Below are 20136 nucleotides of genomic sequence, written 5' to 3' on the forward strand. Positions count from 1 at the left end.
CGGTCAGCAGGTGCGCCGCCAGGCCGTCAGGTCCATCTTCTTCTCCAGCGAGCTGAGCTTCAGCTTCCGGGAGGTGGCGCAGAAGCGGTCCGTCGGCAGCTCGTACTCCACGTGGAAGACGGCCTTGCCCGCGCGGATGAACGGGGTGAGCCGGTCGCACTCGCCGTACTGCGCGCACTGCTCGTTCACCGCGAAGTCGAAGTCCTTCACCAGCTGCGGGATCTGGTCGAGGTCGTTCTTCAGGCCGACCGCCATGCCGCGCTCGTGCGCGAGCCGGGCCACCATGCGGTTGAACCTCAGCTGGTCGGCGGCGGTGAGGGGGAAGCCGGAGCGGTTCGCGTAGCCGTCGACGTTGTCCGGCTCGATGGCGTCGTAGCCCCGGTCGCGGCACATGTCGAAGCGCTTCGCGAGCAGCGGCTCCAGGACGTCGAGCTTCCTGATGTCCAGCCAGCGCTCGCCCTTCCAGCCGTTGGACCGGCCGATGACGGACTTCGGGAAGTCACCGGCGTCGGGCCGCCAGTCCTCCCAGGCGCCGACGCTGAGGTAGCAGATCACCCTGCGGCCGTCGCGGTGCAGCCCGGCGACGGTGGCCTTGCCGTGGTCGAAGCCCTCGATGTCGTAGACGGGCGCGTCGACACCGCGGTCGAGCCGGCCGGTCAGCTGCCACTGCCAGTCCGTACCGGGCTCCGGCTGCCACCGCTCCCCCGCCCGGTCCTTCGTGGCTCCTCCCTCGTTTCCTCCGCCTCCCCCGTCCCCGGACGGCGCCGGGCCGCAGGCCGTGGTGAGGGCGAGCACCAGGCCCGCCACGCCGAGCAGGAGGGGCGCCCGGCGGGGGCGGCGGAGCAGCAGTCTTCGGGGGGAGGCCGGTCGTTCCACTGAGGGGTTCTCAACTTTCCTGTCGTGCAGCCGTGCGCGCGGGTGCGCGTCCGTCCTGGGGGACGGTGACCGGCGCCGGACGGTTGCCCCGGCACGGCGCCATGCCCTCCGGAGCAATTCGCCACAACACCCAGATGTCGCCCAAGTAACGGTAAAAACAAAAGAGTTCGTCACCGCGTACGGCATTTCGACCGGTCAGCCGGGGGAACGGGTATGGCATCGCGCGGGACCCAGCAGGGCCCCCAAGCGTAGGCTCGGCGCCAGCGGCGCCACGAGCGCTCATGGATTCCCCGGACGGAACAGGACCTTCAATACCGTGACTGCACTGACCCTCAGTACTTCTTCCGCCGCCACACTGCGCGCGGACGCCGTCGTCATCGGCCTGGCCAAGGGCGACAAGGGACCCGTCCTGGCGCCCGGCGCCGACGCCGTGGACGCGGCCTTCGACGGCAAGCTGGCCGACGTCCTGGAGACCCTGGGCGCGAGCGGCGCCGAGGGCGAGGTGACCAAGGTCCCGGCCGGCTCCGGACTCAAGGCGCCGGTCGTGCTGGCGGTCGGCCTGGGCGAGACACCGGCCAAGGGCGAGGGTTACGACAACGAGGCGCTCCGCCGCGCCGCCGGTGCCGCGGCCCGCGCACTGACCGGCACCAAGAAGGCCGCCTTCGCGCTGCCGGTCGAGGACGCCGACGCGGTGGCCGCGGTCTCCGAGGGCGCGCTCCTGGGCTCGTACAGCTTCACCGCCTACCGCAGCAACAACGACGCCAAGAAGGGCGCGGCCGACAAGTCCGCGCCGCTGGCCGACGTCGCCGTCCTGGGCGCCAAGCCGCGCGACAAGGCCCACAAGGCCGCCGCCGAGCGCGCGCAGGCCCTGGCCGCGGAGATCAACCGCGCCCGCGACCTGATCAACACCCCCTCCAACGGCCTCACCCCCAAGACCTTCGCCGCCGAGGCGCAGGCCGCGGGCAAGGAGTACGGCCTCAAGGTCGAGGTGCTGGACGAGAAGGCGCTGAAGAAGGGCGGCTACGGCGGCCTCATGGGCGTCGGCCAGGGCTCGGAGAACCCGCCCCGGCTCGTGAGGATCAGCCACACCCACGCCAAGGCCAAGAAGAACCTGGCGCTGGTCGGCAAGGGCATCACCTACGACTCGGGCGGCATCTCCCTGAAGCCGGCCGGCCACAACGAGACGATGAAGTGCGACATGAGCGGCGCCGCCGCCGTCCTCGCCGCCGTCGTCACCGCGGCGCGGCTGGACCTCCCGGTCAACGTCACCGGCTGGCTCGCGCTGGCGGAGAACATGCCGTCGGGCTCGGCCACCCGCCCCGGCGACGTGCTGACCATGTACAGCGGCAAGACCGTCGAGGTCCTGAACACCGACGCCGAGGGCCGGCTCGTGCTGGCCGACGCGATCACCCGCGCCTCCGAGGAGACCCCGGACGCGATCGTCGACGTCGCGACGCTGACCGGCGCCATGGTGCTCGCCCTGGGCAACCGCACCTTCGGGATCATGGCCAACGACGACGCCTTCCGCACCTCGGTCCATGAGATCGCGACCGAGGTGGGCGAGCAGTCCTGGCCCATGCCGATGCCCGCCGAGCTGCGCAAGGGCATGGACTCCCCGGTCGCCGACATCGCGAACATGGGCGAGCGGATGGGCGGCGGCCTGGTCGCCGGCCTCTTCCTCCAGGAGTTCGTCGGCGAGGGCATCACCTGGGCGCACCTGGACATCGCGGGCCCGGCCTTCCACGAGGGTGCGCCGTACGGCTACACCCCCAAGGGCGGCACCGGCTCCGCGGTCCGCACCCTGGTCCGGCTGGCCGAGCGCACCGCGGCGGGCGACCTGCTCTGACCTGCGGCGCAGGCCGATTTTCGGGAGGCCCCGGGCGCTGCGCCCGGGGCCTCCCGTGCGCGCGGACGCCGCTGTTCGCTCTCGACGAAATCCGCACGGTCGTGCGGCTGGGTACGCGGCCCGGGCAGCCGATCGACGGGCCCTGAGCCCGGCCCGCCGTCCCGTCCGTGTTCAACAAGTGCGAAGATGGGGCCTGGCAGGACAGGGCCCCCCTTACCCAGGGCCGAAGTACTAGCGGCCGAACAACAGCCGCCGTCCGGTCATCGGAGACCGGCTCCGGCGTACCCATGCATGGAGGACGTGACGTGGCGAACGACGCCAGCACCGTTTTCGACCTAGTGATTCTCGGAGGCGGTAGCGGCGGCTACGCGGCTGCCCTGCGCGGTGCGCAGCTCGGCCTGGACGTCGCCCTGATCGAGAAGAACAAGCTCGGCGGCACCTGCCTGCACAACGGCTGCATCCCCACCAAGGCGCTGCTGCACGCCGGTGAGATCGCGGACCAGGCCCGTGAGGCCGCCCAGTTCGGTGTCAAGGCCTCCTTCGAGGGCATCGACATCGCCGGGGTCCACAAGTACAAGGACGAGGTCATCTCGGGCCTGTACAAGGGTCTGCAGGGCCTGGTCGCCTCCCGCAAGGTGACCTACATCGAGGGCGAGGGCCGGCTGTCCTCCCCCACCTCCGTCGACGTGAACGGCCAGCGTGTCCAGGGCCGCCACATCCTGCTGGCGACCGGCTCCGTGCCGAAGTCGCTGCCGGGTCTGGAGATCGACGGCAACCGCATCATCTCCTCGGACCACGCGCTGACGCTGGACCGCGTGCCGGAGTCCGCGATCATCCTGGGCGGCGGCGTCATCGGCGTCGAGTTCGCCTCGGCGTGGAAGTCCTTCGGGACCGACGTCACGGTGATCGAGGGCCTGAAGCACCTCGTCCCGGTCGAGGACGAGAACAGCTCCAAGCTGCTGGAGCGCGCCTTCCGCAAGCGGGGCATCAAGTTCAACCTCGGCACCTTCTTCGAGAAGGCCGAGTACACCGACAACGGTGTGAAGGTCACCCTCGCCGACGGCAAGACCTTCGAGTCGGAGGTGCTGCTGGTCGCGATCGGCCGCGGCCCCGTCTCGCAGGGCCTCGGTTACGAGGAGGCCGGGGTCGCCATGGACCGCGGCTACGTCCTCGTCGACGAGTACATGCGGACGAACGTGGAGACCATCTCCGCGGTCGGCGACCTCGTTCCCACGCTCCAGCTCGCGCACGTCGGCTTCGCCGAGGGCATCCTGGTGGCGGAGCGGCTGGCCGGTCTGAAGACCGTGCCGATCGACTACGACGGCGTGCCGCGCGTGACGTACTGCCACCCGGAGGTCGCCTCCGTCGGCATCACCGAGGCGAAGGCCAAGGAGCTGTACGGCGCCGACAAGGTCGTCGCCCTGAAGTACAACCTCGCGGGCAACGGCAAGAGCAAGATCCTCAAGACCGCGGGCGAGATCAAGCTCGTCCAGGTCAAGGACGGTGCCGTGGTCGGCGTCCACATGGTCGGTGACCGTATGGGCGAGCAGGTCGGCGAGGCCCAGCTGGTCTACAACTGGGAGGCACTGCCGGCCGAGGTTGCGCAGCTCATCCACGCGCACCCCACGCAGAACGAGGCGCTCGGCGAGGCCCACCTGGCGCTGGCCGGCAAGCCCCTCCACTCCCACGACTGACCCCCAGTCCGGGCGCGACCACATCCGCACCATTCGTTAGGAGCAACAGAAACCATGGCGGTTTCCGTAACCCTTCCGGCGCTCGGCGAGAGCGTCACCGAGGGCACCGTCACCCGATGGCTCAAGGCCGAGGGTGAGCGCGTCGAGGCCGACGAGCCCCTGCTGGAGGTGTCGACCGACAAGGTCGACACCGAGATCCCCGCCCCCGCTGCCGGCGTTCTGGCGTCCATCAAGGTCGCCGAGGACGAGACCATCGAGGTCGGCGCCGAGCTGGCCATCATCGACGACGGCTCCGGCGCCCCCGCCGAACAGCCCGCCGCCGCCGAGGCCCCGGCCGAGCAGCCCGAGCCCGCCCCCGCTGCCGAGGCTCCGGCCCCGGCCGCCGAGGCCCCGGCGGCTCCCGCCGCCGGTGGTGCCGAGGGCACCGACGTCGTGCTGCCCGCGCTGGGCGAGTCGGTCACCGAGGGCACCGTCACCCGGTGGCTGAAGGAGGTCGGCGAGTCCGTCGAGGCCGACGAGCCGCTGCTCGAGGTCTCCACCGACAAGGTCGACACCGAGATCCCCGCCCCCGCTGCCGGCACCCTGCTGGAGATCGTGGTGGGCGAGGACGAGACCGCCGAGGTCGGCGCCAAGCTCGCCGTCATCGGCGCTGCCGGTGCTGCCCCCGCGGCCGCCCCGGCCGCTCCGGCGCCCGCCGCCGAGCAGCCCGCCCCGCAGGAGGCCCCGAAGCAGGAGGCGCCGAAGCAGGAGGCCCCGGCCCCCGCTCCGGCCCCGCAGCCGGCCGCCCCGGCGCCGGTTCCGGCCCCCGCCGCGCAGCCCGCGCCCGTCACCCCGGCCCCCGGTGCAAGCACCGGCTCCACCGGAGCGGCCGGCGCCGCGCAGCCTGCTGGTGAGCCCGACGGCGCCTACGTCACCCCCCTGGTCCGCAAGCTGGCCCAGGAGAACGGCGTGAACCTGGCCTCGGTCCAGGGCACCGGCGTCGGTGGCCGCATCCGCAAGCAGGACGTCATCGCCGCCGCCGAGGCCGCGAAGACCGCTGCCCCGGCTGCTGCCGCCCCGGCCACCTCCGCCGCGCCCAAGACGCCGGCGCTGGAGGTCTCGCCGCTGCGTGGCCAGACCGTCAAGATGCCGCGGATGCGCAAGGTCATCGGCGACAACATGATGAAGGCCCTGCACGGCCAGGCGCAGCTGACCTCCGTGGTCGAGGTGGACATCACCAAGATCATGCGGATGCGCGAGAAGGCCAAGGCCGGCTTCGCCGCCCGTGAGGGCGTCAAGCTGTCCCCGATGCCGTTCTTCGTCAAGGCCGCCGTCCAGGCGCTGAAGGCCCACCCGGTCATCAACGCCCGGATCAACGAGGACGAGGGCACCATCTCCTACTTCGACTCCGAGAACGTCGGAATCGCGGTGGACAACGAGAAGGGCCTGATGACCCCGGTCATCAAGGGCGCCGGCGACCTGAACATCGCGGGCATCGCCAAGAAGACCGCCGAGCTGGCCGCCAAGGTCCGCGAGAGCAAGATCAGCCCGGACGACCTGTCCGGCGCCAGCTTCACCATCAGCAACACCGGCTCGCGCGGTGCGCTGTTCGACACGGTCATCGTGCCGCCGAACCAGGTCGCCATCCTGGGCATCGGCGCCACCGTCAAGCGCCCGGTGGTCGTGGACCACCCGGAGCTGGGCGAGACCATCGCGGTCCGCCACATGACGTACCTGTCGCTCTCCTACGACCACCGTCTGGTGGACGGCGCGGACGCCGCCCGCTACCTGACCACGGTCAAGCAGATCCTGGAGGCCGCCGAGTTCGAGACCGAGATCGGTCTCTGATCCCGCCCGGTCGTCAGCAGGTGTGACGAAGGGGACGGCCCCGGTTCGTACGAACCGGGGCCGTCCCCCGTTGCGCTTCCGCAGATAATGAAACGCTGGCCCGCCCGTCCCGTGCGCCGGCCCGTCCGCCGCTAAGGAGCACCCGCATGACCCCACCCGTCGTCCACTCGCTGCGCGAGCAGATCCGCGAGCACATCCTCGAGGGGATCGTCAGCGGCCGCTGGCAGCCGGGCGAGCGGATCGTCGAGCGGCGCATCGCGGTGGAGCTGGAGGTCAGCCAGACGCCCGTACGGGAGGCCCTGCGCGAGCTGGAGAGCCTCCGTCTGATCGAGTCGGCCCCGAACAAGGGCGTGCGCGTACGGAACCTGACCGCGGCCGACCTCAAGGAGAGCTATCCCGTCCGGGCGGGGCTGGAGCAGGTCGCGGCGGAGCTGGCGGCCGGCCGGCTGGCGGACGACACCGCGGCCCTGGAGCGCGAGGTGGCGGCGCTCACCACGGCCGACGCCGCGGCGGACGGCGAGGCGCAGGTGCGGCACACGGTGGCCTTCCACCGTGAGATCATTCGGGCCGCGGAGAACGGGGTGCTGCTGCACACCTGGGAGTCGCTGGGCGTGGAGGTGTGGACGACGCTGTCGATCCGCTGGTTCTCGCCCGACCCGCGGTCGCACGCCCAGGACCACCAGGAGATCGTCGACGCGTTCCGGCGGCGCGACCCCAAGATCGGGGAAATCCTGCGAACACACGTCCTGAGCTGCGCACCTCGCGTCTGAGGGGGTCCGGAGAGGTCCGGAGGGGACGCTGACGGACGTACCGGAGTGAGCCTCCGGGGGCTCATCTGAGCCTGGCACGCGGTGCCCAAATTGGCGACACCCCGTGCCGACCTGGGGTTTTTCCGCCCATGAGCGTTGATCGATCATCGATCAGGGGCGTATCGTCGGTCAGCGGGGCGCGACACCTGCCTGCCAGCACAACCTCGCACCCTCCCTCCCTCCGTCCGGAAAGGGGCCACCCATGCCCGATCCCGTACGCCCCGCGTACAGCCAGCTCGACCAGCTCCCGGACAGGGACCCGCAGGAGACGGCCGAGTGGCGCGAGTCGCTGGACGCCGTCACCAAGGCAGCGGGCCCGCAGCGCGCGGATTACCTGATGCGTCGCGCTCTGGAGCACGCCTCGCAGTCCGAGGGATCCACCCTCCCCGGTCTGCTGGAGACCGAGTACGTCAACACCATCCCCACCGCCGACGAGCCGGAGTTCCCCGGTGACGAGGCGATGGAGGCCCGCATCACCGCCTGGAACCGGTGGAACGCGGCGGCCATGGTGACGCGCGGCTCCAAGGACGGCCTCGGCGGCCACATCGCCACCTTCGCCTCGGCGGCCTGGCTCTACGAGACCGGTTTCCAGCACTTCTTCCGCGGCAAGGAGGGTGACGGCTCCGGCGACCAGCTCTACATCCAGGGCCACGCCTCCCCCGGCATCTACGCCCGCGCCTTCCTCGAAGGCCGGCTCACCGAGGACCACCTCGACCACTTCCGCCGCGAGGCCGGCGGCGAGGGCCTGCCCTCGTACCCGCACCCGCGGCGCCTCCCCTGGCTGTGGGAGTTCCCCACCGTCTCCATGGGCCTCGGCCCGATCTCCGCGATCTACCAGGCGCGCTTCAACCGCTACCTGGAGCACCGCGAGATCAAGGACACCTCGAACTCCCACGTCTGGGCCTTCCTGGGCGACGGCGAGATGGACGAGCCCGAGTCGACCGCCGCACTCGCGCTGGCCGGCCGTGAGGGCCTGGACAACCTCACCTTCGTCATCAACTGCAACCTGCAGCGTCTGGACGGCCCGGTCCGCCCGAACTTCAAGATCGTGCAGGAGCTGGAGGCCCAGTTCCGCGCGGCCGGCTGGAACGTCATCAAATCCCTGTGGGGCCAGGCCTGGGACGAGGTCTTCGCCCAGGACGCCGACGGCTCCCTGGTCCGCCGCCTCCGGGAGACCCCGGACGCGCAGTTCCAGACGTACGCCACCCGCGACGCGGCCTACATCCGCGACCACTTCTTCGGCGCGAACGACTCCCTGAAGCGCATCGGCCAGAGCCTGTCCGACGCCAAGATCATCGAGCTGTTCCAGACCTCCCGCGCCGGCCACGAGCCGCGCAAGGTCTACGCCGCGTACAAGGCCGCCGTCGAGCACAAGGGCGCGCCGACCGTCATCCTGGCGCAGACCGTCAAGGGCTACACCCTCGGCGCGGGCTTCGAGTCCCGCAACGCCAACCACCAGATGAAGAAGCTGACCGGCGAGGAGTTCCGCGCCATGCGGGACCTCCTGGAGCTGCCCATCCCGGACAGCGCGCTGGACGACAAGCTGGTGCCGTACTGGCGTCCCGCCGAGGACTCCCCCGAGATGGAGTACCTCCGCAAGCGCCGCGCCGAGCTCGACGGCCCGGCCCCGGCCCGCAAGGTCACCCCGAAGCCGCTGCCGATGCCGTCGGAGAAGGCGTTCGACGCGCTGAAGAAGGGCTCCGGCAGCCAGGAGATCGCCACGACGATGGCGTTCGTCCGCCTGGTCAAGGACCTGATGCGGGACAAGGAGACCGGCAAGCGCTGGGTCCCCGTCGTGCCCGACGAGGCCCGCACCTTCGGCATGGAGTCCCTCTTCCCGTCCGCCGGCCTCTACTCCCCTGTGGGCCAGACGTACGACCCGGTCGACCGTGACCAGCTCCTGTACTACAAGGAGGCCAAGAACGGTCAGATCCTGAACGAGGGCATCACCGAGGCCGGCGCGCTCGCCGACTTCACCGCCGCGGCCACGGCCTACGCCACCCACGGCGAGCCGATGATCCCGTTCTACATCTTCTACTCGATGTTCGGGTTCCAGCGGACCGCCGACCAGTTCTGGGCGCTCGCCGACCAGCTCGGCCGCGGTTTCGTCATCGGCGCGACCGCCGGCCGTACGACGATGACCGGTGAGGGCCTCCAGCACGCCGACGGCCACTCCCACCTCATCGCGTCCACCAACCCGGCGGCGCTCTCCTACGACCCCGCGTTCGCCTTCGAGGTCGCGGTGATCGTCAAGGAAGGCCTCCGCCGGATGTACGGCGAGAACGCGGAGGACGTCTTCTACTACCTGACGGTCTACAACGAGACCAAGGTGCAGCCGGCCATGCCCGAAGGCGTGGAGGAGGGCATCCTCAAGGGCCTGTACCGCTTCAAGCAGGCCGAGGGCGCCACCGACGAGGCCCCGAAGACCCAGCTGCTGGCCTCCGGCACCGCGATCCACTGGGCCCTCGAAGCGCAGCGGATGCTCGCCGAGGAGTGGGACGTGGCGGCCGACGTCTGGTCCGCGCCGTCCTGGACGGAGCTGCGCCGCGACGCGCTGGAGTGCGACGCCGCGCGCTTCAAGGGCGAGGACCGCGTGCCGTACGTGACCCGCGCGCTGGCCGGCGCCGAGGGTCCGGTCGTGGCGGTCAGCGACTGGATGCGGGCCGTGCCCGACCAGATCGCCCCCTGGGTCGAGCAGGACTGGGTCTCCATCGGCACCGACGGCTTCGGTCTCTCCGACACCCGTGAGGCCGCCCGCCGCTACTTCGGCGTCGACCCGCAGTCCATCGTCGTCCAGGTCCTCGCGGCGCTCTCCCGGCGCGGTGAGGTCAAGGCGGAGACGGTCAAGGAGGCCGCCGAGAAGTACGGCCTGTGAGCCGTATCCCCGTACGGCCCGAGTGCCGTACCCGCAGGACGCCGGGGCCGTAGCGCTCCGGTCAGCACCGGGACCGTGCCTCCCGGTGGGGGGGGGGGGCGGGGGGGGGGCCCCCCCCCCCCCCCCCCCGCCGGGGCCCCCCCCCCCCCCCCCCCCCCCCCCCCCCCCCCCCCCGCGGGCCCCCCCCCCCCCCCCCCCCCCCCCCCCCCCCCCCCCCCCCCCCCCCCCCCCGCCGCCGGGGCGGTCCCACCCCCCCCCGCCCGCCCCGCCCCCGGCCAACCTGGGCCCCGGGGGGGGGGGGCGGGGGGCCCCCCCCCCCCCCCCGGCTGTCAGTGGCGGGCGGCATCATGACCTCATGCGTGCTGCCCGGCTGATCAAGATGGTGCTGCTGCTCCAGTCCCGGTCCTCGATGACGGGGGCCGAGCTGGCGCGCGAGCTGGAGGTCTCGGAGCGCACGGTCGCCCGGGACGTCCTCTCCCTCTCCGAGGCCGGCATCCCCGTCTACGCCGACCGCGGCCGGACCGGCGGTTATCGCCTCGTCGGCGGGTACCGCACCCGCCTCACCGGCCTGGGCCGCAGCGAGGCCGAGGCCCTCTTCCTCGCCGGCGTGCCCTCCGCGCTGCGCGAGCTGGGGCTGGCCGACGCCGCCTCCGCCGCACGCCTGAAGGTCTCCGCCGCCCTCCTCCCGGAGCTGCGGGACGCCGCGACCGGCGCGGCGCAGCGCTTCCACCTGGACGCGCCCGGCTGGTATCAGGAGCCGAGCACCCCCGAGCTGCTGCCCACGATCGCCGAGGCGCTGTGGGACGACCGCGTGCTGACCGCCCGTTACGACCGCAAGGGCACCGAGGTCGACCGCGTCCTGGAGCCGTACGGGCTCGTCCTGAAGGCGGGCGTGTGGTACCTGGCGGCCGACGCGGCGGACGGCCGTGCCGGTACGGGTGACCGCGCCGGTACGGGTGATCGGTCCGGTACGGGTGACCGCGACGGTACGGGGGACCGTGCCGGTGACAGCGGCCGCGACGGTGGCGGTGGCCGCGGCGGGGCCCGTTGCCGGGTCTACCGAGTCGACCGCTTCCGTTCCGTCGCCGCCGGCGCGGACCGCTTCGTCCGCGACCCGGACTTCGACCTGCCCGCGTTCTGGGAGGAGCGCGCCGCCCAGTTCGCCCGCTCGATCCTGCGGGACGAGGTGACCGTACGGCTCACGCCCGCGGGCGCCCGCCGGCTGCCGCACGTCACCGACCGCGTGGCGGCCCGGGAGGCCCTCGACGCGGCGCCGGACCCCGACGGCCAGGGACGGATCACCGTCACGCTCGCCGTCGAGTCCCCCGACGTCGCCTGCTCCCAGCTGCTCGGCCTCGGCCCCGAGGCCGAGGTCCTGGCCCCGCCGGAGCTGCGCGCCCGCTTCGCGGAGGCGGGCCGGCGCATGGCGGAGCTGTACGGACCGTGAGACCGGTGACCGTGAGACCGGTGGTCTACCGGTAGCCCGTCACATCCGCCGGCTTGCCCGGCCGCTCGACCTCCGCGATGTACCGCCAGGCGTCCGGCGCCGAACCGTCCACGTCCGTGAAGCCGTACTCCCCCGCCAGCCCGCCGCTGGACAGCGACCGCCCGTTCCACCGCGCCACATCCGGATCGGTGGCCAGGGCCGCCAGCGCCCGCCCCACGAACACCGGCGACTCCGAGATCGCGAAGTGCGGGTTCTGCGCGCAGCCGTCCAGCCAGCTCTCCTCCGGCACCTTGAAGTACGTGTCGAGCATCGCCTCCGAACGCAGCCACCCCGGCGTGAGGCAGAGCGCCGTGCAGCCGTACTCCGCCAGCTCCTCCGCGAGGTCCTGCGCGATCCTGATCGGCGCGCTCTTCGCGAGGTCGTAGTAGAGCGGCTTGCGGTACTCGCGGTTGGACTCGGCCGTCCCGTCCGTGACCTCCACCAGCAGCCCGCCGCGCCGCCGGATCAGCAGCGGCAGCGCGTACCGGCTGGTGATCAGGTGGCTCTCGACGCCGAGCCGCAGCACCCGCAGCCCCTTGTCGAGGTCGTGCTCCCATGCCTTCTTGTCCCACTCGACGTGCCGGTCGCCGCCCCACAGGTCGTTGACCAGCACGTCCAGCCGCCCGTGGTCCCGCTCGATCCGCTCGACCAACGCACGCACCTGGTCCGGCTCCAGATGGTCGACCGGTACGGCGATGCCGGTGCCCCCGGCCTCGGTCACCAGTTCCGCCGTGCCCTCGATCGTCTCGGTGGCCCGGCCCACCTCGCTGACGTGGTCCCGTGTCGTACGCCCGGTGACGTAGACGACCGCACCGGCCCGCCCCAGCTCCACGGCCATCGCCCGGCCCGCGCCCCGGGTGGCCCCGGCGACCAGCGCCACCTTGCCGGCCAGCGCCCCGGATCCTGCCGCCGTACCGCCGGCGGCCTCCGCCGCGATGCCCGTGGCACCGGTGGCCTCCGCAGTGGTGCCCGTGGCACCGGTGGCCTCCGCCGTGGTGCCCGTGGCCTCCGCCGCGCTGCCGCTGCTCCCCGTCGCTTTTGCGCCCACTTCCGCTCCCTCTTTCCTTCGCGTGACCCGACTTTCGCACCGCATCCCGTCACCTCCTGTCCGGTTTTCCGTGGAATTCCGTGTCGGTAACGACCCGGACGGATGCCCGCGCTCCGCGTGCGTCGCCGGGCGGCAGGCTGGATGCTGGACCCTGTGATGGACGAGACGGAGTTCTGGGAGCTCATCGACGACTCCCGCGAGGCCGCCGGGGGCGACCCCGAGGAACAGGCCGATCTGCTGGTCGAGCGGCTGATGCGGCGCGACCCCGACGCCGTGATCGACTTCGCCCGGCACTTCGAGGCCCGCTACAACCGCGCCTACTCCTGGGACCTGTGGGCCGCCGCCGCCATCCTGCTGGACGGCGCGAGCGACGACGCCTTCGACTACTTCCGCTGCTGGCTCATCGGCCAGGGCCGCGAGGTCTTCGAGGGCGCGCTGCACGACCCGGACCGGCTCGCCGACCTGCTCCCGGAGTTCGACGAGGAGGAGGACGGCGACGCCGAGGACCTGGGGTACGCGGCGGACGAGGCGTACGAGCGCCTCACCGGCGCCGTGATGCCCGACCTCGGCATCGCCCCCGCCCCCAGGGAACCGCTCGGCACCGTGATCGACTTCGAGGACGACGCCGCCCTGGAGGAACGCTTCCCCGCCCTCTGGGAACGCTTCCGCGACACGTCGTGGTGAGGGTGCGGCCAGTGGTGAGGCGGCCAGTGGCCCTCAGCCGCATGCCCGGGCCGCTTCGGGCCTGACCCGGGGCACGGCGGTGGTGACGGTGGCCGGTGCCCCGTGACTCGTGTTCCCGCCCCGTGACCCGTGGCGCCCGTGGTCCCGCGCCCCTCAGCCGATGGCCCGTGGTCCCGCGGCCCCTCAGCCGATGGCCCGTGATCCCGCGGCCCTCAGCCGATGGCCCGTGATCCCGCGGCCCTCAGCCGCCCACCTCCACCCCGTCCCCCTCCCCCTCCCGATCCCCATCCAGACTCCGCCCCATCAGCACGTCGTCCACGTACTGCCCCTCCAGCCGGAACTCCCCCGGCAGCACGCCCTCCACCCGGAACCCCGCCGACTCGTACAGCCGCCGGGCCGGCGCGTTGTGCCCCAGCACCCGCAGCGTCATCCGCTCCGCGCCCTCCGCCACCGCCCGGTCGACCGCCGCGGCCAGCAGCGCGCGGGCCACCCCGCGCCCGCGCACCCGGTCGTCCACCGCCAGCCCCTGTATCTGCCGCACATGGGCATTGCAGTCCAGCGGCGTCGGCCGCACCAGGCGCAGATAGCCCGCGATCCGCCCGTCGGCCACCGCCACCAGGAAGTCGTCCGGCACGTGCCAGGCGTCGAAGAACGGGTCGTACGGCGGCTCCGGCCGCGGCTGGACGGAGTGCAGCGGCGACCAGGTACGTCGGTCCAGGGCACCCAGCGCAGCCTCGTCGGCGGGCACGGCGGTACGTACGATCAGCTCGGACATGCGGGTCACTGTGCCACGCACCCGCCACGACCGGCAGTATGGGGACCATGCGGATCGCGATCACCGGCTCGACCGGTCTCATCGGCACGGCGCTCCTGCAATCACTGCGCGCGGACGGGCACGAGGTGCTGCGCCTCGTCCGGCGCGCGCCACGCGCCACGGACGAAGTCGCCTGGGACCCCGAACGCCAGACCGTCGACGCCGCGTCGCTCGCGGGCTGCGACTCCGTCGTGCACCTCGCCGGCGCCGGCGTCGGGGACCACCGCTGGACGGCCGCGTACAAGAAGCAGATCCGCGACAGCCGGGTCCTGGGCACGGCCACGATCGCCGAGGCCCTCGCCTCCCTCGACACCCCGCCGCGCTCCTTCGTGTGCGGCAGTGCGATCGGCTACTACGGCGACACCGGGTCGCAGCGCGTCGACGAGGACGCCCCGCCCGGCGACGGCTTCCTCGCCGGGGTCTGCGTCGACTGGGAGGCCGCGGCCGAGCCTGCCGTCGAGGCCGGGGTCCGTACCGCCTTCGCCCGCACCGGCCTGGTCGTCTCGCGCTCCGGCGGCGCCTGGGGCCGCCTCTTCCCGATCTTCAAGGCCGGGCTCGGCGGCCGGCTCGGGAACGGCAGCCAGTACTGGTCGTTCATCTCCCTCCACGACCACATCCGCGCCCTGCGCCACCTCATCGACGACGCCACGCTCTCCGGCCCGGTGAACCTCACCGCGCCGGAGCCCGTCACCAACCGCGAGGCGACGGCCGCCATGGGCAAGGTCCTGCGCCGCCCCACCCTCTTCACCGTCCCGCCCCAGGCGCTCCGCCTGGCCCTCGGCGAGTTCGCCGAGGACGTCCTCCAGAGCCAGCGCGTCGTCCCCACCCGCCTCCAGGACTCCGGCTTCACCTTCACCCACCCCACCATTACCTCAGCCATCAGGGCAGCCGAGCGCAACTGAGGGCTGCGGGGCGGCTACTCGGCAAGGCCCGCGGCACGGCCGCGCATCCGGCTTCGGGCCACCGGCACGAGAAGTGCCGCCGCGCACCCGAGCCACGCCAGGAAGCAGCACCACAGTCCGAGGGTTTCGAAGCGGATGAGACTGGCGGCGCCGTCGGTGAAGACGCAGTCGACGACCGGCGGCACCACGCTCCGGTCGGCTCCTACGATCTCCCCGCCCGGCGCTGTGTGCAGATGCCTGACCTGCCACGTGAAGCACTCATTGTCGAGGTCGGTGGACGACAGTCCCATCAGCCGGTCGACCCGGGTGATCCAGATCGTGGCGCCGACCGCAGGCGCCACGATGACGCCCCCTCTCGCCCAGTGCGGCGTACGCGAGGGCCGGTCGATCGCCCAGGCAGCCGCGCCCGCCACCAGCAGGGCGGCCCCGCACCACATCGCCCACCCGCCCGCGGCGGTGGGGTGGGTCGGTCCGAACGTGCCCGAGTCCGTCCAGTAGCACGCCAGGCGCGGCGGGAACATGTCGACACGGACGCCGGTCAGCGGAAAGTCGTCGTCGAACGTCCGCCGGCCGCACACCGTCTCCGGCCGAGTCAGCGCGAACCCGTACGCGAGCGTGTGCGCGTACCCCACGGCCACCGCACTCGCTCCCAGCACCAGCCACCGCCGGTGCCGCGCCGGACGCCGCCGAAGCTTCCAGACCACGTAACAGGGCACCCCGACCACCAGCCACCCCCCGACGGCCAGCAACAACCCGATCCCCACCAACACGCCCCACCCCTCCTCACCCCCGGCGCCGCCCCAAGACCGACACCCCCACCGCACCACCAGAGGCAAACCACCGCCCACCGGTTCCCTCCGCCGACGCACTACGGGAGGGGGCGGTGGAGGCGATGGGTGCAGCCAGGCCCGGGCGGCGGGGCGGCCCGGGCGGCAGTGGTCGGGCCCGGCGGAGCGGGGCCGGGGCCGGGCGGGTGGCTGGGGCCCTCGGAGGGCTGCGGGCGGCGGGCCCCCAGCAGGGCCGGGGCCGGGCGGGAGCTCGGGCTCCCTCTGGAGGGGCCCCTCCCCTCTGGTGGGGCCCCACCCCCCTCCCCCCCTCCCCCACCCCCCTTCGTGTTGGTCTTTTGGGTTGTTGTGCGGGTTGCCTCTGGCACGCGCGGGGTGCATGGGCGGTGTGCGACCCCGTGTGCGTCGGTCCGGGTGCGGGGGTGGGTATCAGGGAGGCTCGCGAAGGGCATGAGACGTGGGCCGAAACCCCGGCCGACCCTGGGAGGGACACGTGCCGCGCACCCCCGCTTCCCGAACCCCCTCGCCCCAGCCGGCGCCTCCGCCGGACACCGTGGACGTCGTCATCATCGGTGGTGGAGTGGCCGGACTGGCCGCCGCGCACCACCTCACCCGCGCCGGCGCCACGGTCGCCGTCCTGGAGGCCGCCGACCGCGTCGGTGGCCGCGCGACCACCGAGGAGCTGGACGGCTACCGCCTGGACCACGGCAGCCAGTTGCTGGTCACCTCCTATCCGGAGCTGAGCGGCACCCCGGCCCTCGGCGACCTCGCGCTGCGGCCCTTCGCTCCCGGTATCTGCCTGCACAACGGGCGTCGCGCACAACGCATCGGCGCCGTACGGAGCACGAGGGTCGCACTCTCCACCGCGCGCGCCCTTTCGCGCGCCTCCGCACGCCCCGCGCCGCGCTCCGGCGTCCGTATCCCCTCGCTCCCCGGCCCCCGCCTGCCCTCGTCCAGAGCACCGCAGAGCGGAGCCTCCCGTCTCCCCTCACTCGTCACGCCCCGCCTGCCCACCCTCGGGCAGCTGGGCCCCATACGGTCGCTCGGCACCCTCGGCCAGCTGAGGCCGCTCGGCACCGCCCGCCTGCCGTCCCTGGGAGCGTCCCGGCTCCCCGGACTCGGTCTCGGCGCCCCCCGGCTGCCCTCGCTCGGCTCCTCCCGGCTCCAGGCGCCGCGCACTGCCCCGAGCGCGCAGCGAGCCTCGCGGACCGCCTCGGCCCCCGGCCGTGACCAGCCCGTCCACGATGTCCTCTCGCCCCGTGCGGCCGCGCTCCGGCCGCTGCTGACCGCCCTGCTCGGCGACCCCACGCTGCAGGGCTCCAGCCTCGGCGCGGCCCTCACGCTCATGGCCTTCGCGACCGGGCGGCTCTGTCTTCCGGCGGGAGGTGCGGCGAGCGTCCCCGAGCTGCTCGCCGCCTCGCTGCCGCCGGGCACCGTGCGCACGTCCGTCCGTGCCGTCTCCGTCTCCACCACGCTCGTCACCACCTCCGATCAGCGTCAACTGCGGTGCCGCGCGGCGCTCGTGGCCACGGGGGCACGCGATGCCGCGGAGCTGCTGCCGGGGCTCCGGGTCCCCGATTTCCATCCGGTGACCATGTTGCACCACACCGCCGACAGCACCCTGAGTTATCCACAGGCGCAGGACGCGACGCTGTTCCTGCCGACGGACGGACCGGTGGCGTACAGCTACGTCGCGAGCGCGGTCGATCCCTCGCGCACGCCGCCCGGCCGGTCGCTGATCACCACGGCGGTGCTCGGCTCCGCCGCGACGCTCCCGGCCGGAGCGCTCGACAAGACGGTCCGTCCGCAGCTGGAGCGGCTGTACGGCACCACGACCGACGGCTGGCGGCTGCTCGCCGCGCACCACGATCCGTACGCCGTGCCGGCCATGCCCGCGCCGCACGATCCGCTGCGGCCGGTACGCGTACTGGCCGGGCTGTACGTCTGCGGCGACCACCGCGACACCGGCACCGTCCAGGGCGCGCTGCATTCAGGCCGCCGGGCCGCCCGCGCGCTGCTGCAGGACTTCGGGATGGCGATGGCGGACGATGCCGTCCCCGCCCTGTTCGACGCCGCCTGAGAGCCACCGGAGCCCGACGTCCGGCGTCCGGCCACCGCCGAAGCCCCCGGTCCGCGGCACAGCCCGGCCACCGCCCGCAGGCCCGGTTCCGTGGGCCCCAGTCCCGGCCCCCACGCGGCGGGGCCGGGACGGCACCCTCGCCGTTCCGGCCCCGCCTTCCGATCCTGCGTCCCGGCCCGCCGCGCCCCGGACCCTCCCGCGCCGGGCGGCGACCCGGTACTCAAGGCAACCCGGTACTCAACCCAGCGCGGTCACCTTGTCCCGGTAGCCGCGTACGGCTGCGGCGTCCCGGTACGGCTCCAGTCTGCGTTCGAAGTCCCGTACGTACTCATGCACCCGTACGGAACGCATCTCCGCGGCCTGTACGGCGGCCTCCGCGCCCAGCGTGCACGCCTGTTCCAGTTCGCCGAGGCCGAGCCGGGCGGTCGCCAGGACGATGCGGCAGAGCAGCCGGCTGCGGGCGTAGCCGGCGCCGCGGAGCTGCAGTGAGCGTTCGGCGTGCTGGGCCGCCGCGCGGTACTGCTGGAGGTCGCGGTGGCAGTGCCCGAATTCGTCCGCGAGCTGCGCTTCGTCGAAGAGGCGTGCCCAGTGCGGCACCTCGTCCCCGGGCCGCGCGGCCTCCAGGGCCCGTTCGGCGCGGGCCAGGGAGGCGGTGCAGGCGCGTACCTCGCCCAGTACGGCGTGGCCGCGGGCCTCCGCGGCGTGCAGCAGTGTCTGCACCAGGGGCGGCGGCCCGCTGCCGATGCCCTGCTGGGCCACGCGGGCGAGCTGGACCGCCTCCCGGCCGTGGCCCAGGTACACCGCCTGGCGGCTCATCGTGATGAGGACGTAGCTCCCGTAGGCACGGTCGCCCGCCGCCTGGGCCAGCCGGAGCGCCTGCACGAAATAGCGCTGCGCGAGTCCGTGGGCGGTGATGTCGTACGAGGTCCAGCCGGCGAGCCGGGTGAGGTCGGAGGTGGCGGAGAAGAGCCGGCGTCCGGTGGCCTCGCTGTACGAGCCGCGCAGCATGGGCTCGGCCTCGTGCTCCAGGTAGCGCACGAGGGCCTGGCGGGCGTGGCCGCCTCCGTAGGCGTGGTCCAGCGTCCTGAAGAGCTCGCCGACCGAGCGCAGGGCGGCGATGTCACCGCCGGACACGCGGTAGCCGTGCGCCGGGTCCGGGCGCTCCGTACGGTCGGGGCGGCGCTGCCGGGGCACTCCGGCGCGGATCTGCGCCGGCACCCGGGGCTGCCCGGCGGGTCCGGGCAGCCCCGCCTCGGAGACCGGTTCGCCGCGCGCGACGCGTTCGTCGGCGCGGCCGATGAGCCAGTCGCGGCTGGGGACGACCAGGCCGGCCGGGGTGAACGCGATCTTCCGCAGTTCGGCGTGGCTGCCGGAGTCCTTGCGCCACAGGCCGCTGACGATGTCCACCGCTTCGGTGGGGGTCGCGGCGAACTCCAGCCCTGCGTACACGGGTGCACAGGCGTCCAGTCCCAGGTCCTGTGCCGACAGCCGGCGCCCGAGGCGGCGGGTGAACACCTCGGCGATCAGCGCGGGGGTGGTGCCGCGTGGCTGCTGGCCGCGCAGCCATCTGGTCACCGATGTCTTGTCGTAGCGCAGGTCGAGCCCGTGTTCCAGCCCCAGCTGGTCCACCCGGCGGGCCAGACCGGCATTGGAGAAACCCGCCTCGGCGATCAGCGCGGCGAGTCTGCGGTTGGGTGTGCGTTGCGGCGATCCCTCAAGCTGTGGGCCTGGGTCGGGTCGTTCCGTCATCAGCTTTACGGTCTCCTGCCTTCCGGGCCGCGCCGCCCGGGCCCGGTCGACACCGTCCGGCGCTTTCGCCCTCCTGGAACGGCGTGAATGTAGCGGCCCAAGGAGGACTTCCGGCCACGATTCGTCCGCGTTCATCCGATCGTGTGAGCACAGCTCCGCAGGCCGACGTGGCTCCCCGCGGTCCACACCTGGTGTCCGGTTCCGCGCTCCCTCTTGACGCCCCGCCCAGCCGCACCCCGGCGCCTGCCCCGCCTCGCCCCTGAGAGCCCGCCGCCGCCCCTCGTGGCGACCGCCGCCCCGCGCACCGACGCACACCGGAGGGCTGGCCACATGCACATCGGACGGCCTCCCGCACGCACAGTGGAGGACGATCACCCACACGCGTACCGGACCGCCTCCACAGCCACTCGTGGCAGCGCGCACCGGAACCCCACGGCGGGACGAGCGCCGTGCGCGCGGGGAGTGGGGAGGTGCGGCGGCCTCCGCGCGCGTCCGCACCGGCCGTACCCCCCTCGGCGTCCCGCGTCCGGCCCCCGCACCCTCCCGTTACCGGCCCCCGCACCGCCCCGCAGCCCGCCCCCGTACCGCCTCGTAACCGGCCGCCCGACGTGCTTTTCGGGCACGGCCGTACAGTGGGGTCGGGCGCGAAGGTTGCGATAAG

At 73.2% G+C, this 20136-nt stretch carries 14 protein-coding genes; 9 read left to right on the forward strand and 5 right to left on the reverse strand.

Going from position 1 to position 20136, the window contains the following annotated elements:
* Nucleotides 1–3: 3 nt before the first annotated feature.
* Nucleotides 4–876: an endo alpha-1,4 polygalactosaminidase gene (locus tag ACIGQF_RS11640; protein ID WP_399708231.1), complete on the reverse strand. Its 873-nt coding sequence runs from the start codon at nucleotides 874–876 to the stop codon at nucleotides 4–6.
* A 316-nt stretch (nucleotides 877–1192) separates the two neighbouring features.
* Here ACIGQF_RS11640 and ACIGQF_RS11645 point away from each other — a divergent pair, with 316 nt between their 5' ends.
* From ACIGQF_RS11645 to ACIGQF_RS11670, 6 genes are all read left to right on the forward strand, one after another.
* Nucleotides 1193–2722, forward strand: coding sequence for a leucyl aminopeptidase (locus ACIGQF_RS11645; RefSeq protein WP_399708233.1), 1530 nt, complete (start codon nucleotides 1193–1195; stop codon nucleotides 2720–2722).
* 305 nt (nucleotides 2723–3027) lie between these two features.
* Entirely contained in the window at nucleotides 3028–4416 is a 1389-nt protein-coding gene (gene lpdA, locus ACIGQF_RS11650; RefSeq protein WP_399708235.1) for a dihydrolipoyl dehydrogenase, read from the forward strand.
* Between the two features lie 54 nt (nucleotides 4417–4470).
* The gene (sucB, locus tag ACIGQF_RS11655; RefSeq protein ID WP_399708237.1) at nucleotides 4471–6243 is read left to right on the forward strand and encodes a 2-oxoglutarate dehydrogenase, E2 component, dihydrolipoamide succinyltransferase; all 1773 of its coding nucleotides are present in this window, start codon (nucleotides 4471–4473) and stop codon (nucleotides 6241–6243) included.
* A 146-nt stretch (nucleotides 6244–6389) separates the two neighbouring features.
* Nucleotides 6390–7013: a GntR family transcriptional regulator gene (locus ACIGQF_RS11660; protein ID WP_399708239.1), complete on the forward strand. Its 624-nt coding sequence runs from the start codon at nucleotides 6390–6392 to the stop codon at nucleotides 7011–7013.
* A 241-nt stretch (nucleotides 7014–7254) separates the two neighbouring features.
* The gene (aceE, locus tag ACIGQF_RS11665; protein ID WP_399708241.1) at nucleotides 7255–9927 is read left to right on the forward strand and encodes a pyruvate dehydrogenase (acetyl-transferring), homodimeric type; all 2673 of its coding nucleotides are present in this window, start codon (nucleotides 7255–7257) and stop codon (nucleotides 9925–9927) included.
* A gap of 355 nt (nucleotides 9928–10282) precedes the next feature.
* Complete coding sequence (locus tag ACIGQF_RS11670) at nucleotides 10283–11374, forward strand: helix-turn-helix transcriptional regulator (protein WP_399708243.1); 1092 nt, start codon at nucleotides 10283–10285, stop codon at nucleotides 11372–11374.
* Nucleotides 11375–11399: 25 nt separating this feature from the next.
* On the opposite strand, the gene ACIGQF_RS11675 is transcribed toward ACIGQF_RS11670, so the two are convergent.
* Nucleotides 11400–12350 (reverse strand): SDR family oxidoreductase, encoded by a 951-nt coding sequence (locus ACIGQF_RS11675; RefSeq protein ID WP_399708636.1) that lies wholly within the window; start codon nucleotides 12348–12350, stop codon nucleotides 11400–11402.
* Nucleotides 12351–12617: 267 nt separating this feature from the next.
* Here ACIGQF_RS11675 and ACIGQF_RS11680 point away from each other — a divergent pair, with 267 nt between their 5' ends.
* Nucleotides 12618–13145, forward strand: coding sequence for a DUF4240 domain-containing protein (locus ACIGQF_RS11680; RefSeq protein WP_399708643.1), 528 nt, complete (start codon nucleotides 12618–12620; stop codon nucleotides 13143–13145).
* Between the two features lie 241 nt (nucleotides 13146–13386).
* On the opposite strand, the gene ACIGQF_RS11685 is transcribed toward ACIGQF_RS11680, so the two are convergent.
* On the reverse strand, nucleotides 13387–13920 hold the full coding sequence (locus tag ACIGQF_RS11685; protein WP_399708245.1) for a GNAT family N-acetyltransferase: 534 nt from the start codon (nucleotides 13918–13920) through the stop codon (nucleotides 13387–13389).
* 38 nt (nucleotides 13921–13958) lie between these two features.
* On the opposite strand from ACIGQF_RS11685, the gene ACIGQF_RS11690 reads away from it, so the two are divergent.
* Nucleotides 13959–14861: a TIGR01777 family oxidoreductase gene (locus tag ACIGQF_RS11690; RefSeq protein WP_399708247.1), complete on the forward strand. Its 903-nt coding sequence runs from the start codon at nucleotides 13959–13961 to the stop codon at nucleotides 14859–14861.
* A gap of 14 nt (nucleotides 14862–14875) precedes the next feature.
* Here ACIGQF_RS11690 and ACIGQF_RS11695 read toward each other — a convergent pair whose 3' ends face one another.
* A complete protein-coding gene (locus tag ACIGQF_RS11695) occupies nucleotides 14876–15631 on the reverse strand; it encodes a hypothetical protein (protein ID WP_399708249.1) in 756 nt (251 codons plus the stop codon).
* 568 nt (nucleotides 15632–16199) lie between these two features.
* Here ACIGQF_RS11695 and ACIGQF_RS11700 point away from each other — a divergent pair.
* The gene (locus ACIGQF_RS11700) at nucleotides 16200–17726 is read left to right on the forward strand and encodes an NAD(P)/FAD-dependent oxidoreductase (RefSeq protein ID WP_399708251.1); all 1527 of its coding nucleotides are present in this window, start codon (nucleotides 16200–16202) and stop codon (nucleotides 17724–17726) included.
* 237 nt (nucleotides 17727–17963) lie between these two features.
* Here the strand turns inward: ACIGQF_RS11700 and ACIGQF_RS11705 are convergent, their stop codons facing one another.
* Nucleotides 17964–19475, reverse strand: a complete 1512-nt coding sequence (locus ACIGQF_RS11705) for a regulator (protein ID WP_399708253.1) — start codon at nucleotides 19473–19475, stop codon at nucleotides 17964–17966.
* Between the last annotated feature and the right edge of the window lie 661 nt (nucleotides 19476–20136).

This window comes from Streptomyces sp. NPDC053560, from assembly GCF_044544605.1.
Taxonomy (GTDB): domain Bacteria; phylum Actinomycetota; class Actinomycetes; order Streptomycetales; family Streptomycetaceae; genus Streptomyces.